Annotated in this window: 11 protein-coding genes, 1 tRNA gene and 1 pseudogene; 10 read left to right on the forward strand and 3 right to left on the reverse strand. The window is 66.2% G+C overall.

The features are described from left to right. Positions 1-163: 163 nt before the first annotated feature. Complete coding sequence (locus XCC_RS09190) at positions 164-388, reverse strand: hypothetical protein (RefSeq protein WP_011036936.1); 225 nt, start codon at positions 386-388, stop codon at positions 164-166. A gap of 220 nt (positions 389-608) precedes the next feature. On the opposite strand from XCC_RS09190, the gene XCC_RS09195 reads away from it, so the two are divergent. Together XCC_RS09195 and folE2 are read left to right on the forward strand one after the other, a co-directional pair. After that, the gene (locus XCC_RS09195) at positions 609-1769 is read left to right on the forward strand and encodes an N-acetylmuramoyl-L-alanine amidase (protein ID WP_011036937.1); all 1161 of its coding nucleotides are present in this window, start codon (positions 609-611) and stop codon (positions 1767-1769) included. Between the two features lie 34 nt (positions 1770-1803). Then, positions 1804-2739, forward strand: coding sequence for a GTP cyclohydrolase FolE2 (gene folE2 / locus XCC_RS09200; RefSeq protein WP_011036938.1), 936 nt, complete (start codon positions 1804-1806; stop codon positions 2737-2739). A 385-nt stretch (positions 2740-3124) separates the two neighbouring features. Here folE2 and XCC_RS09205 read toward each other — a convergent pair. Beyond that, positions 3125-3199 (reverse strand) — tRNA-Glu (locus tag XCC_RS09205). Positions 3200-3246: 47 nt separating this feature from the next. On the opposite strand from XCC_RS09205, the gene pcnB reads away from it, so the two are divergent. The 7 genes and pseudogenes from pcnB to XCC_RS09240 all read left to right on the forward strand — a co-directional run bounded on the left by pcnB (position 3247) and on the right by XCC_RS09240 (position 9448). Further along, on the forward strand, positions 3247-4614 hold the full coding sequence (gene pcnB / locus XCC_RS09210) for a polynucleotide adenylyltransferase PcnB (protein ID WP_011036939.1): 1368 nt from the start codon (positions 3247-3249) through the stop codon (positions 4612-4614). A 3-nt stretch (positions 4615-4617) separates the two neighbouring features. Continuing rightward, the gene (gene folK, locus XCC_RS09215; RefSeq protein WP_011036940.1) at positions 4618-5103 is read left to right on the forward strand and encodes a 2-amino-4-hydroxy-6-hydroxymethyldihydropteridine diphosphokinase; all 486 of its coding nucleotides are present in this window, start codon (positions 4618-4620) and stop codon (positions 5101-5103) included. A 35-nt stretch (positions 5104-5138) separates the two neighbouring features. After that, positions 5139-5954 (forward strand): 3-methyl-2-oxobutanoate hydroxymethyltransferase, encoded by an 816-nt coding sequence (gene panB, locus XCC_RS09220; RefSeq protein WP_011036941.1) that lies wholly within the window; start codon positions 5139-5141, stop codon positions 5952-5954. Next, positions 5951-6805: a pantoate--beta-alanine ligase gene (gene panC / locus XCC_RS09225; RefSeq protein WP_011036942.1), complete on the forward strand. Its 855-nt coding sequence runs from the start codon at positions 5951-5953 to the stop codon at positions 6803-6805. The genes panB and panC overlap by 4 nt, the downstream gene beginning before the upstream one ends. A gap of 107 nt (positions 6806-6912) precedes the next feature. Next, complete coding sequence (panD, locus tag XCC_RS09230) at positions 6913-7293, forward strand: aspartate 1-decarboxylase (protein WP_011036943.1); 381 nt, start codon at positions 6913-6915, stop codon at positions 7291-7293. Then, positions 7290-8804 carry a glucose-6-phosphate isomerase gene (pgi, locus tag XCC_RS09235; RefSeq protein ID WP_011036944.1) on the forward strand — a complete coding sequence of 505 codons (1515 nt, stop codon included), beginning with the start codon at positions 7290-7292 and terminating at the stop codon, positions 8802-8804. The genes panD and pgi overlap by 4 nt, the downstream gene beginning before the upstream one ends. A gap of 55 nt (positions 8805-8859) precedes the next feature. Next, positions 8860-9448 (forward strand): annotated as a pseudogene (locus tag XCC_RS09240) (hypothetical protein). Between the two features lie 55 nt (positions 9449-9503). Here XCC_RS09240 and XCC_RS09245 read toward each other — a convergent pair. Beyond that, positions 9504-11459 carry a PhoX family protein gene (locus XCC_RS09245; protein WP_019237714.1) on the reverse strand — a complete coding sequence of 652 codons (1956 nt, stop codon included), beginning with the start codon at positions 11457-11459 and terminating at the stop codon, positions 9504-9506. A gap of 430 nt (positions 11460-11889) precedes the next feature. On the opposite strand from XCC_RS09245, the gene XCC_RS09250 reads away from it, so the two are divergent. Beyond that, a complete protein-coding gene (locus XCC_RS09250; protein WP_011036948.1) occupies positions 11890-14508 on the forward strand; it encodes a glycoside hydrolase family 3 protein in 2619 nt (872 codons plus the stop codon). Positions 14509-14611 lie beyond the last annotated feature (103 nt).

Genomic DNA, 14611 nt, shown 5'->3' on the forward strand with positions numbered 1-14611 from the left:
AGGCGCTTACACGTTACGTGTTGAATGGCAGATTTTGTTGATTGTTTGTCGCAGAAAATCGCTGCGGCATACCGTCCGCCGAACAGCGAGGAACAGTCAACCGCGTCCGCCGTTACCTGGACCTATCCGGTCAGGCGTGATGTGCAGTGCTGGAGCGCGCTATTTAGCGGCTCGGCTCGAGTTCGCCACCGGCACGTTCAAACCATCCAATCACTCGCCGGTGATGAGGTTCGCCCCAACGACGCAAGAACTGCTGGGTGTGGTGGTCGCCGAGGTCGCGCAGGCTGGCGAGTCGTTGGGCGATGAAAGGGGCTGTCAGCGGCTGGGCGCAGTCGACTTCGATGCAGTGGCGCCAGGCGGTATAGCTGTCGGGGATGACGGGCGACATCGTGGTGCTCTTCGGTAAAAGTGAACGTGAGGGCGTTGGCGGGCCGTGGAGGGCTTGCATTTGCGCGACTAGTGTTACTTTATAACACTTGATTCCATCGTTCGTCTGGCTACGCCGTGTCGCGTCCCTTACCGCAGAGTGTTGTTTGCCTGGTCACCATGCCGAACCTCCCGTGCTCGAAGCGGCGCGGTGGCCGCGTCGATCCAGCGGGGTTGGCCCGATGAGGCGGCGGCAGGTGTTGCACACCGTCGGTGCAGCCTTGCTGCTGTCGCCACGCTTGGTCCACGCGCAGCCGCAGCCGCTGCTACGCAGTTGCAATCTGCAGCGTCAGGATGCGGGGCTGCGACTTCGGCTCGCTTTGAGTACCCAGGTCGCCTACCGCAGCTTCAGCCTGTCCAATCCAGCGCGCTTGGTCATCGACCTGCCGGGCGTTTCGACGCAACCACCGCAGGTCGATCCATTGCCTGACGGTCTTGCGGTCGTTGCCATCCGCAGCGGCCCGCACGGCGATGGGCTGCGCGTGGTGCTCGATCTGGCGCAGCCGCTAACAGCCACGGCGCGCTGGGAGGATGGTGCACTGGTGGTCGATCTTGCTGCTGTGTCCGGCACTGCGTCGTTGTCCGCAGCCGATCCGACCGAGCCGGCCGTTGCGGCGGTTGCGCCCACGCGCTCCCGCCTGCATCCCTACGTGGTCGCCATCGACGCCGGTCACGGCGGCAAGGATCCCGGCGCGGTCAGTGCCGATGCGCGCTACGAGAAGCATGTGGCCATGGCAGTCGCGGGGCGGCTGCACCAGCGCTTGGCGGCCGATCCGCGTTACCGGCCGACCATGATCCGCAGCGACGATCGTTTCGTGGCCTTGCATGAGCGCGTCATGATCGCGCACCGACACAACGCCGATCTGTTCGTGTCGATCCATGCCGATGCCGCGCCCAGCAGTGCCGCACGTGGCGCCTCGGTGTTCGCTTTGTCCCAAGGTGGCGCCAGCTCGGCATTGGCGCGCTGGATCGCCGATAGCGAGAACGCGGCCGACGACATGGGCGATAGCGCGCGCCGCCTGCGGGTGCCGAGTAATCCGGTGTTGTCGCAGGTGCTGGCCGACCTGTCGCTCAGCGGCACCATTGCCAGCAGCCTGCAGTTCGGCAAGCTGATGCTCGATCGCCTGCAGCACGTCACACGACTGCATCAGGACCAGGTGGGTCAGGCCGGGTTTGCAGTGCTGAAATCGCCTGATATCCCGTCATTGCTGGTGGAAACCGGCTTCATGAGCAATCGCGACGATTGCAACCGGCTCTGTGGCGACGCGCATCAGGATGAACTAGCGCAGACGCTGCACGCCGGCATCGACGATTACTTCCAGGCATTTCCCGGTCGCGCCTGAGTGCGGCCGTCCCTTTCTTTTTCCATGGGTTTTCATGTCCACCACGCTTCCCGATATCGCCGTCACCGAACCTTCCGCGCTGCATGCGCCCTTACGCTGGGTTGGCATGCAGGACATTGCGATTCCCGTGCGCCTGGACGAGGCCGAGCCGAGTGGCACGGTGGCTGCGCGCGCGCAGGTGCAGGTCGATCTGCCGCGGCCCGAACTCAAGGGTATCCACATGTCACGGCTGTATCGCTTGCTGGATCGGCATCTGGAGCAACCGCTATCACCGGCGATGCTCTCGCAGTTGCTGCAGGCAATGATCGACAGCCATGCCGATTGCGGCAGCCGTGCGGCGCGGGTGAGTCTGGCCTTCGAAGTGATGTTGCGGATGCCGGCACTGCGCAGTGAGGGACTGGCCGGTTGGCGTGCCTATCCGGTGCGCATCGACGCACAGAGCAGGGCGGGGCGCAGTGAGATGCGTCTGCAGATCGATGTGCTGTATGCCTCCACCTGCCCGTGTTCGGCCGCGCTATCACGTCAGTTGTTGAGCAAGGCCTTCGCGCAACAGCATGCTGGACAGACCGCTTTGCGGGTCGAGGATGTCGCGCAGTGGCTGCAACGCAACGGCTCGTATGCCACGCCACATAGCCAGCGCAGCGTGGCGCAAGTGCGCGTGGACTTGGTGGCGCGCGTGCAGAGTTTCGACATCCGCGCGTTGGTGCTCTTGTGCGAAAGCGCATTGGCCACGCCAGTACAGGCAGCGGTGCGGCGGATTGATGAGCAGGCATTTGCACGCTTGAACGGTGCCAACCTGATGTACGTGGAAGATGCCGCGCGCCGGCTCCGCAAGGAGTTGGCCGAGCGCTATGCCTCATTTCATGTGGCGGTCCGCCATTTCGAAAGCCTGCACGCGCACGACGCGGTTGCCGAAACTGGCAGTGATGCAGACGTCTTCCACATGATTGCCGAGTCGCACGGTCAGTGACGTGCGCTGCAGGCATCTACGGCAATTCGTGCCAGGCGCGTGTTGCCCACGCGCTTGGTCAGGCACACCGCATTGCATCTGACTGAGGCGGAATGACCTGCGCGCGGGCCGGCCCGCATGCGGTGATCGGCGCTGGCTGCGCTGGAGCGGCATCGTACTTGCTCAGCGCGGTTGAACACCTCTCACGCAGTACGGTGCGGCGTGTTGCTGCGCAGGCGGCCTCGGCAATCGGCGCAGCGGCCGCCATCGCAGCGGTCGCTGCATAACGGCCGCGACCACACCTGCGTTGCCCACACGCTGCCCTGATTCGATCGCCTGCATTCTCGGCCCACAACGCAAAAGCCCCGCAATCGCGGGGCCTTGGCGTGTCTGCAGAGGACGAAGTTGGCGCTCCCTAGGGGGCTCGAACCCCTGTTTTAGCCTTGAGAGGGCCACGTCCTAACCGCTAGACGAAGGGAGCGTTTGGTGCGAGCTGTGCAGCGCGCTAGTATAGTGAGGTAAAAGCCGTTGGGCAATCCTGAAACACGAAACGGAAGCGCCACCATCGAACCTTCAGTTACATCCCCGTTCACGCTGCGCGTCATCCCACGCGACCAGCACACCATCTCGCGCAAGGACATCAGCCCCAACGCGTTGCGCGTGCTGTACCGCCTGCGCGAATCCGGCTTTGGCGCCTACCTGGTTGGTGGTGCGGTGCGCGACCTGCTGGTCGGCGGCCACCCCAAGGACTTCGACGTGGCCACCAGCGCCACGCCGGAGGAAGTCAAGGCGCTGTTCCGCAATTGCCGCCTGATCGGCCGCCGCTTCCGCCTGGCGCATGTGGTGTTCGGCCGCGAGATCATCGAAGTCGCCACCTTCCGCGCCAATATCGATGACGGCAGCGGTGACCGCGAGCTGGATAACGGCCGCCTGGTGCGCGACAACGTCTACGGCACCATCGAAGACGATGCGATCCGCCGCGACTTCACCTGCAACGCGCTGTATTACGCGATCGAGGATTTCTCGGTGCGCGATTACTGCGGCGGCTTCGAAGACGTGCAGGCGCGCTTGATGAAGTTGATCGGCGACCCGGAGCTGCGCTACCAGGAAGATCCGGTGCGCATGCTGCGCGCGGTGCGCCTGGCGGCCAAGTTGAACTTCGACATCGAAGCCGGCACCGCCGAGCCGATCCCGCGCCTGGCCGGGCTGTTGTCCGAAGCGGCGCCCGCGCGTCTGTTCGAAGAAATTCTCAAGCTGTTCCTGTCCGGGCACGGCGTGGCCAGTTTCGAGGGCCTGGAGCGTTATGGCCTGCTTGGGGCGCTGTTCCCCGAAAGTGCAGCCGCGCTCAAGTCCAACCGCAGCGGCGCTTTGCGCGCGATGGTGCTGGAAGGCCTGCGCAACACCGATGCACGCGTGGCCAATGATGAGCCGGTGTCGCCGGCGTTCCTGTTCGCGCTGCTGCTGTGGCCGGCGTTCTGCCGCACCCTGATGGGGCTGCAGGCGCAGGGCGTGCAGCCGGAAGATGCGCAGCGTCGCGCCGCCGATCGGGTGACCTTGCACCAGCTGGAGCGGGTGGCCCTGCCGCGCCGCTTCTCGCTGCCGATGCAGGAAATCTGGCTGCTGCAGACCCGGTTTTCCTCGCGCCAGCGCAAACGCGTGTTCCGCACCTTGTCGCACCCGCGCTTCCGGGCCGCGTTCGACTTCCTGGTGCTGCGCCAGTTCGCCTCGGCCGACCATGCCGCCGATGTCGAGTTCTGGCGCGATGCGCAGCAGTCGTCCGGCCAGGAGCTGGTGGACGCGATCGAGAACGCGCAGGCCGATCACGACGGAGATGAGTCGGCACCGCGCAAGCGTCGCCGCCGCCGCCGTCGTACCGGCGCCGCCGCAGGCGAGTAGGGCGTGCTGACCGCCTTTGTCGGCCTGGGCGCCAACCTGGGCCAGGCCGAGGCCACCGTGCGCGCGGCCATCGTCGCGCTGGGCACGCTGCCGCAGTCGTCGGTGACCGCCGCTTCGCGGCTGTACCGCACGCCGGCCTGGGGCCGTGAGGACCAGCCGGACTTCATCAATGCCGTGGCCGCCGTGCGCACTGCGCTGGCGCCGCTGGCGCTGCTGGACGGGCTGCTGGCGATCGAGCAGGCATTCGGCCGCGACCGTCGCGACGGCGAGCGCTGGGGCCCGCGCACCCTGGATCTGGATGTGTTGCTGTATGCCGAGCAGGTGATCGACCTGCCGCGTTTGCAGGTGCCGCACCCGCATCTGCATGCCCGTGCGTTTGCGCTGGTGCCGCTGGCCGAGCTCGCCCCGGAGGCGATCATTCCAGGGCATGGAACAGTGCGACACGCCCTGCAGGGCGTCGATGGCTGTGGGCTGGAGCCGATTGGGTAGATAATGGCCGGCTTATCACCCCACGTAATGAGTTCATGAGCAGCCACGCCGACAGCAAGCCCTGGACCGTGCCCGCCTTGGCGCAGGCCAAGCGCGACGGTCGAAAACTGGTCATGTTGACCGCCTATGACGCCGGGTTTGCGCGCACCTTCGACGCCAATGGCGTGGACCTGATCCTGGTGGGCGACTCGCTGGGCATGGTGGTGCAGGGGCACGAGTCCACGCTGCCAGTGACCACGGCCGACATGGTCTACCACACCGCCGCGGTGGCCCGCGTGCTGGAGCGTGCGTTGCTGGTGGCCGACTTGTCGTTCCAGGCCGATGCCACGCCGGAACGTGCGCTCGATGCCGCCACCCAGCTGCTGCAGGCGGGTGCGGAGATGGTCAAGATCGAAGGCGCCGGGCACAAGCTCGACGTGATCCGCTACCTGGTTGAGCGCGAAATCCCGGTGTGTTCGCACCTGGGGCTCACGCCGCAATCGGTGCTGCGCTTCGGCGGCTACAAGGTGCAAGGCCGTGGCGAAGCCGGCGAACAGCTGCGTCGCGACGCCCAGGCCGCGGTCGATGCCGGTGCCAGCCTGATCGTGCTCGAATGCGTGCCGACGCCGATCGCAGCGCAGATCAGCGCCGAGTTGCGCGTGCCCACGATCGGCATTGGTGCCGGCCCCGGCTGCGATGGCCAGGTGCTGGTGATGCACGACATGCTGGGCCTGGACAGCGGCCATCGCCGTCCCAAGTTCGTCAAGGATTTCCTGGCCGAAGGCGGGTCGGTCGCGGGCGCCGTGCAGGCCTACGCGCAGGCCGTGCGCGATGGCAGCTTTCCCGACGCCGAGCACGCGTACGCCGCATGATCCAGACCATTACCGATCTGTCGGCGCTGCGCGCACTGGTCACCGGCTGGAAGCGCGAGGGGCTGCGCGTGGCGCTGGTGCCCACCATGGGCAACCTGCACGCCGGGCACTATTCGCTGGTGATGCTGGCGCGCCAGTACGCCGACCGCGTGGTCTCCAGCGTGTTCGTCAATCCGACCCAGTTCGGCCCCAATGAAGACTTCGCACGCTACCCGCGGACGCCCGAAGCCGACATGCGTGGGCTTGAGGATGCCGGGTGCGACGCGCTGTGGTTGCCGGACGTGGATACCATGTATCCGCTCGGGACCGCGCTAGCCACGCCGATCCATGCACCCGGTGTCAGCGACGTGCTCGAAGGCGTCTGCCGGCCGGGCCACTTCGATGGCGTCTGCACGGTGGTGGCGCGTCTGTTCAATCAGGTGCAGCCGGACGTGGCTGCCTTCGGCAAGAAGGATTATCAGCAGCTGGCGGTGATCCGGCAGATGGTGGCCGACCTGGCGTTTCCGATCGAAATCCTGGGCGGCAGCATCGTGCGCGAGGCCGATGGCCTGGCGATGAGCTCGCGCAATCAGTATCTGTCGGCCGACGATCGCCCGATCTCGGCACAGATCCGCAAGGTGCTGCTGCAGATGCGCGACAGCCATGCCGCCGGCGTGCCGCGCCTGCAGGTCGAGGCGGCGGCAACCCAGGCACTGGAAGCGGTGGGTTTCCGTGTCGACTACACCGCGCTGCGCCTGCCTGATCTGAGCGAGCCCGACGACGGTGCCAGCAACCCGGCAGCCGGCCCACGCGTGGCGCTGATCGCTGCCCGGATCGGCAGCACCCGGCTGATCGACAACCTGGAATTCTGAGGCCGCGCGCGCGGCCGGCCTGAAGCCCTCACGACCGGCTGCGCTGCTGGCCGGTCGATGCCTGCACTTTCCGCTAAAATGCCGGCTTTCCTTTGCGTTGTAGCCACATGCACCTGTCCCTGCTGAAAGCCAAGATCCACCGCGCCACCGTCACCCACTCCGAGCTCAACTACGAGGGCTCGATCGCCATCGACGGCCTGCTGCTGGAAGCGACCGGCATCCGCGAATTCGAACAGGTCCACATCTGGGACGTCACCAATGGTGCGCGTTTCAGCACCTATGCCATCCGTGCCGAACAAGGCAGCGGCATCATCTCGCTCAACGGCGGCGCCGCGCGCCACGTGCAGGTGGGCGATCTGATCATCGTGGCCGCGTTCGCCAGCATGAGCGAAGACCAAGCCAAGACCTTCAAGCCCAATCTGGTATATGTGGACGCGCACAACGCGATCTCCCACACCAACCACAGCATCCCCACTCAGGCCGCATGACACATACCAACGGATTCGACGCGCTTCACGCCCACGCCCAGCGCCTGCGCGGCGCTGCCATCCCCGCATTGCTTGCCGCAGAGCCCCAGCGGCCCACGCAGTACGCCCGGCAAGTCGGTCCGTTGTATTTCAACTTCGCGCGGCAGAAGTACGATCGCGCCGCGCTCGATGCGCTGTTTGCAATCGCACGCGAGCGCGACCTGGCAGGCGCGTTCCAGCGGCTGTTCCGTGGCGAGCAGGTCAATGTCACCGAACAGCGCGCCGCCCTGCACACCGCGCTGCGTGGTGATCTCACCGATGCACCGGTCGCATCCGATGCATACGCCACCGCTGCCGAAGTCCGGCAGCGCGTGGGCGCGCTGATCCAGCAGCTGGAAGGCACCGACGTCACCGACATTGTCAGCGTCGGCATCGGTGGTTCCGATCTGGGCCCGCGTCTGGTCGCCGATGCATTGCGTGCACCGTCCGGTGCGCGTTTCCGGGTGCATTTCGTTTCCAATGTCGATGGCGCGGCCATGCAGCGCACCCTGGCAACGCTGGACCCGGCACGGACCGCCGGCATCCTGATTTCCAAGACTTTCGGCACCCAGGAAACCCTGCTCAACGGCAGCATCCTGCATGCGTGGCTCGGTGGCAGTGAGCGCCTGTACGCAGTGAGTGCCAATCCCGAACGTGCCGCCAAGGCGTTCGACATTGCACCTGGCCGCGTGCTGCCGATGTGGGACTGGGTGGGCGGCCGTTATTCGCTGTGGTCGGCGGTCGGTTTCCCGATTGCACTGGCGATCGGTTTTGAGCGTTTTGAACAACTGCTCGACGGTGCCGCGCAGTTCGACGCGCATGTGCTCAACACGCCGCTGGAAGAAAACGTGGCAGTGCTGCACGGACTGACCGCAGTGTGGAACCGTAACCTGCTCGGTAGCGCCACGCATGCGGTGATGACCTACGACCAGCGCCTGGCCTTGCTGCCGGCGTATCTGCAGCAGCTGGTGATGGAGAGCCTGGGCAAGCGCGTCAAGCTGGACGGCGCGGCCGTGGACAGCGACACCGTGGCGGTGTGGTGGGGCGGTGCCGGCACCGACGTGCAGCACAGCTTCTTCCAGGCGCTTCATCAGGGCACCAGCGTGGTGCCGGCCGATTTCATCGGCACCGTGCACAACGACGACCCGTACGCAGAAAACCATGTCGCGCTGATGGCCAACGTGCTGGCGCAGACCGAGGCGCTGGCCAATGGCCAGGACAGCAGCGACCCGCACCGCAGTTACCCGGGCGGTCGCCCGAGCACGGTGATCCTGCTCGATGCACTCACTCCGCAGGCGCTGGGTGCGCTGATCTCGATGTACGAGCACAGCGTGTACGTGCAGTCGGTGATGTGGGGCATCAACGCGTTCGACCAGTTCGGCGTCGAGCTGGGCAAGCAGTTGGCCAGCCAATTGCTGCCAGCCCTGAAGGGCGAGGCCGCCGATGTGGCCGACCCGGTCACGCGCGAGCTGTTGGCCAAGCTGCGCGGCTAAGCGCGGCTGCAATCGCCGGCGTGTGGAGTGACGGGGCCTTCGGGCCCCGTTGCGTTTGAGCCATTCGCTGCTGGGCAGCCTGCTGCAGGAGGATGGCGCCACCTGGTTCAACCCGGACGCCTTCACCTGGCAATGGGTGGGGCAGGGCTGGGCGCTGGACGAGGCCAATGCGCAGGCCTGGCAGGAAGGCGTGCGGCGGCTGCGCCGTGCAATGGACGAAGGCCACGACTATGCCTTCGAAACCACGCTGGGTGCGCAGACAATCCCGCGTCTGTTGCTCGACGCCTGTGCGCAGCACCGCAATCGCGGTGTGGTTTTGCGGCTTGTCGAGCGTGGAGCTGCATTTGCAACGCGTCGCGGCGCGAGTGGCCGCAGGTGGCCATGCCATTGCCGAGCACAAGATCCGCGAGCGCTTTGATGCATCGCGCGCCAACCTGATCACGTTGTTGCCGCATCTGGCGGTGCTGCATGTGTACGACAACAGCGCGCCGACCGATGCGGCCGGGCAGGTGGAACCGCTGCTGGTACTGGAGCTGGATCACGCCGGGCTGCATTACCCGGCCACCGCCGGGCAACTGGCGCAGGTGCCGGACTGGGCAAAACCCATTGTGATGACGGCACTGGAGGCGCGCGGCGTGTCGTGATGGCGTGCGGCTCGCAACGCCTTTCCGGTCGTTGCGAGCGGCACGCCAGACGCGCTTACGCCTTGCTCAACTGCACCGCCACCGGGTCACCGGTGAGGTAGCCCACCGCAGCGCCGAAGCGATCCTTGTAGTTGGCGCGCACCAACGGATCCAGCGTGGCCTTGACGGTGTCGTGCAGCGGGCTTTCCCAGTCGCCGGGGTGCTGGAAATTGCTCATGACATAGGTCCAGCCATGGATCTGGTCAACCGCGTGCAGGCCGGTGGATTCGGCGCCGGCCGGCACCGAGAGCAGGCGCGTCAGCGTGCCGCTGTCGACGTTGTAGGCCCACAGGAAATTGTTGACGTGCAGGCTGCTGTCTTCGCCAATGAACAGCGTGCGCAGCGACTCGGAGAACTTGAGGTTGTCCGGATTCGCCAGCCGGTTCGGGTCGGCCAGGTTGCCCAGCCCGTCGGCCTGCGCCAGGTCGTGGCCGGTCAGCGCGGCAGGCGCGGCCATGTCGATCGGTACCCATTCGCTGTGGATCGGTGCGCCCTTGGTGTCGCGGCGCCCGCCACGCAGGTTGAGCGCATACACCGCGCCGGACTGCGGGCCTTCCACCTTCACGTCGCCCGAGCCGTTGAGCATGCTGGTGACAATGTAGGACATCGCCATGTAGGCGATCTTGTCGCGCGCGTTGACGGTGGTGCCTTCGAGCTTGGTGAAGCCCAGGCTGCCGCCGGCCAGTGCGGCATAGCGATGGGTTTCCAGATAGGTGGCCGCCTTCTCCATGCCCGGCTTGATGCGGATCCAGTTGTAGGTGCCGTTGAAGGGAATCTTGGTGAACGTGGCATCGCCCGGGTCGCTCAGGTGCACGTCGAGAATGTCGGCGGCGGTGAGGCGGTTGGCGAGGGCTTCGATCTCGGCGCTGGTGGCGTGGCCCAGCTTGATCCAGCTCAACGTGGCCGCGCCCGGGCCGACGCCGGAGGTCTGGTGCCACTTGCCAACGTAGAGCGTGCCGGCCGACAGGTCGGCCTCGCGATCGGCGATGAACATGAAAAGCCCGCCGTTGGTGGCGTCGTCGCCCATCAGCACGGTGCGCTTGTCTGGCATCACCTGCACCAGCTCGTGCGAGATGCGGCCCAGGCAATAGTGCTTGCGCACGCTCCCCGTTCCGTCCGGATGCACGGTGATCTCCGGCAGGTGGCCGTAGTGGTACGGGTTGGCGCGTTCCGGGTCGCCATACAGATGCGTGCTGTAGCTGCGGAACTGGGTATTGCCGGCCAGCGTGGTGGCGTCGGGTTCGTACTCTTCGCTGGACAGATGCGTATTCCACGGCGACAGGCTGGCGCCGCAGGTGGTCCACAAGCCGTGGACGGGGGCGGTGTCGACGTTGTGGTATTTCACCAGCGACAGCTTGCCGGTCGCCGGGTCCTGGTCGAGCGTGAGCACGGCGATCGGTGCGGGCAGGTGGCGGTTGGTGTCGTTGCCGGCCTGGTCGCGGGTGGTGTATTCGAACTGCACCACCGCAAACACCGTGTTTCCCTTGACGCCTGCGACCTTGGCATTGGGCAGGGTGAGCAGCGACGACCCATCCGGGCAATCGGAAAAGAACGGGCGCTCGGCACCGGGTTTGGAGCGGTCGATGATGGGGCGATGCTGGATGTCGTAATAGCCGCCGGCCAGCACGGTACCGCCGTGACCATCGGGCACCTGGTCGCCGGTGACGAAGAACGGGTGATAGGCCAGAGCGTAGCGCTGGGTGCTGCCGTCATGCCGGGCCACGGTGAGTGCCGAGCCGACGGTGGTGGTGGCCATCGCCGCCGGGTTGGCCAGGGTGGGTGCCGGCATGCCGTGGAAAGTGGCCGAGACCAGCCGCGCGGGGTTTTCCGAGGGACGCAGCGGGCGCGCAGCCAATGCGGCACCGCCGAGTTGCTGCAGCGCTGCGGCACTGGCGCTGCCCAGCGGCAGCAGAGGAACCGACGCCAGCAATTGCAGGGCGCGGCGGCGGGTGGGATCGGGGGAGGCAGACATCGAAGCTCCAGGCAATGACGGCAATGGCAATGCGTCGCGCGCATCGGCAAGCCGGTCACGCTAGGACGCCCAGATGACACTTGTTTGACGGCGGGCTCACCCGTTGGCTGTGTTTCAGATTAGCGAGCTGATGCGTGGTGCCGGCTGGGCAGTACGGGTCGACGGCTGCGCACTGCGCGCGCGCGCCGGTGGTGCGATGCAGCAAAGTGCGCGGGCGCGCCGGCGCAGGCGTGGCACCGGATTCGGCGATTTTCCGCGGTTTGACTGCGGCTGCCGGTATTCCAACGCTATAGCCCTGTCCGATAAGTTCCCCGTGATTTGGCATACGGGCGAGCACGGTTGACAGGGTAGGGGAATCACGTGAGCGTACGCCGCCTAAAGGCCTGCGGCGCTTGCATTGCGGCAGGAGAACCACCTGGAGACCCGGATCTTGGACATGCTGCTTCGTCGTACCGCCGCGCCCGTTGCGCGCCGCGCCCTCTCCCTGGCTACCGCTGCTGCGGTGCTGATGCTGGCTGCTTGCCAAGGCAAGGACGCCACGTCCACCGCTGCGGCCGACACGACTGCCCCGGCGGCAACACCGGCCGAGACCTCCACCACCATCCATCCGGACCAGTGGCCGTCGCCGAAGTGGCCGTTCTCCCAGGACCAGGCGCTGGAGCAGCGCATCAGCGACGTGATGGCCAAGATGAGCGTCGAGGAAAAGGTCGCGCAGACCATCCAGGGCGACATCGCCAGCATGACCCCGGACGATGTGCGCAAGTACCGCATCGGTTCGGTGCTGGCCGGTGGCAACTCCGACCCGGGCGGCAAGTACGACGCCAAGCCGGCCGAGTGGCTGAAGCTGGCCGACGCGTTCTATGAAGCGTCGATGGACACCTCCAAGGGTGGCAATGCGATTCCGATCATCTTCGGTATCGATGCGGTGCACGGCCAGAGCAACATCGTCGGCGCCACGCTGTTCCCACACAACATCGGCCTGGGCGCCACGCGCAACCCGGACCTGATCAAGAAGATCGGTGAAGTCACCGCCGCCGAAACCCGCGTCACCGGCATGGAGTGGACCTTTGCGCCCACCGTGGCGGTGCCGCAGGACGACCGCTGGGGCCGCAGCTACGAAGGGTATTCCGAGTCGCCGGACGTGGTGGCCAGCTTCGCCGGCAAGATGGTCGAGGGTGTGCAGGGCGTACCGGGCACGCCGCAGTTCCTGGACGGCAGCCATGTGATTTCGTCGGTGAAGCATTTCGTCGGCGACGGCGGCACCACCGATGGCAAGGACCAGGGCGATACCAAGGTGTCCGAAGCCACCATGCGCGACATCCACGCCGCCGGTTACCCGCCGGCGATTGCCGCTGGTGCGCAGACGGTGATGGCCTCGTTCAACAGCTTCAACGGCGAAAAGATGCACGGCAACAAGGTCATGCTGACCGACGTGCTCAAGGGCCGCATGAATTTCGGCGGCTTCGTGGTTGGCGACTGGAATGGCCATGGCCAGGTTAAAGGCTGCACCAACGAGAACTGCCCAGCCTCGTTCATTGCCGGCGTCGACATGGCGATGGCCTCCGACAGCTGGAAGGGCATCTATGAGACCGAACTGGCCGCGGTGAAGTCCGGCCAGATTTCGATGGAACGCCTGGACGATGCGGTGCGCCGCATCCTGCGCGTCAAGCTGCGCCTGGGCCTGTTGGAAGCCGGCAAGCCGTCCAAGCGCCCGCTCGGTGGCAAGTTCGAGCTGCTCGGCGCGCCCGAGCACCGCGCCATTGCGCGCCAGGCGGTGCGTGAGTCGCTGGTGCTGCTGAAGAACCAGTCCGGCGTCCTGCCGCTGGATCCGAAAAAGCGCGTGCTGGTGGTCGGCGACGGCGCCAACGACATGGGCAAGCAGTCCGGTGGTTGGACGCTGAACTGGCAGGGCACCGGCACCAAGCGCAGCGACTACCCGAACGGCAACACCATCTGGGAAGGCCTGAACAAGCAGATCACCGCAGCCGGCGGCAGCGCCGAGCTGGCCGTGGATGGCGCCTACAAGACCAAGCCCGATGTGGCCGTGGTGGTGTTTGGCGAGAACCCGTATGCAGAATTCCAGGGCGACATCGCCACGCTGCTGTACAAGCCGGGCGACGACAGCGAGCTGGCGTTGCTGAAGAAGTTCAAGGCCGAAGGCATCCCGGTGGTGGCAGTGTTCCTGAGCGGCCGCCCGCTGTGGATGAATCAGTACATCAACGTGGCCGATGCATTCGTCGCCGCGTGGTTGCCGGGCTCCGAAGGCGAGGGCATTGCCGACGTGCTGTTGCGCAAGGCCGATGGCAGCGTGCAGAACGACTTCAAGGGCAAGCTGAGCTTCTCCTGGCCCAAGACCGCGGTGCAGTTCGCCAACAACGTCGGCCAGAAGGACTACGACCCGCAGTTCAAGTTCGGCTTCGGCCTGACCTACGCGGACAAGGGCGATCTGGCTGCGCTGCCGGAAGAATCGGGCGTCTCCGGTGAGCAGTCGGTGGGCGGGGTGTACTTCGTGCGCGGCAAGCCGGCGCTCGGCATTGCGATGCAGCTGTCCAACGCCGGCCAGGCCAACATGCCGGCGACCACGCTGCCGGTGGGCTTGTCCGATGGCAGCCTGAAGATGAGTGCGGTGGACCACAAGGCGCAGGAAGATGCGCGCCGCCTGCAGTGGTCCGGTGCCAAGGCCTCCAGCGTGCTGCTGGTGTCCGGCAAGCCGGTGGATGTGTCGCGCGAAAGCAATGGCGACGTGCAGTTGCAGCTGACCCTGCGCCGCGACAGCGCGGTGACCGCGCCGGTGTGGCTGGGCGTGGGCTGTGGCGAAAAGTGCGGCGGCCGTGTGGATGCGCAGAAGACCCTGGCCGCGTTGCCGCAGGGCCAGTGGAAGGTGGTGGGCATCCCGCTGAAGTGCTTTGCGGTAGCCGGCGCCGACGTGACCAAGCTGACCCAGGTCGCCAGCATTGAAAGCGCCGCGGCGCTGGACATCGCGGTGTCCAAGATTGCGCTGGGCGCACTCAACGAAGCCGAAGTCACGGTCGACTGCCCGGTCAAGTAAGTCCAGCCGCAGTGGCTGGCCGCAGGGCCACCCACTGCTGCGCTGAAGCAACACGTGCACCGCCACCGTGGCGGTGCACGACAGCGGCCACCGTTGCAGGTGG

Origin of the sequence: Xanthomonas campestris pv. campestris str. ATCC 33913 (assembly GCF_000007145.1) — a bacterium.
Taxonomy (GTDB): Bacteria; Pseudomonadota; Gammaproteobacteria; order Xanthomonadales; family Xanthomonadaceae; genus Xanthomonas; species Xanthomonas campestris.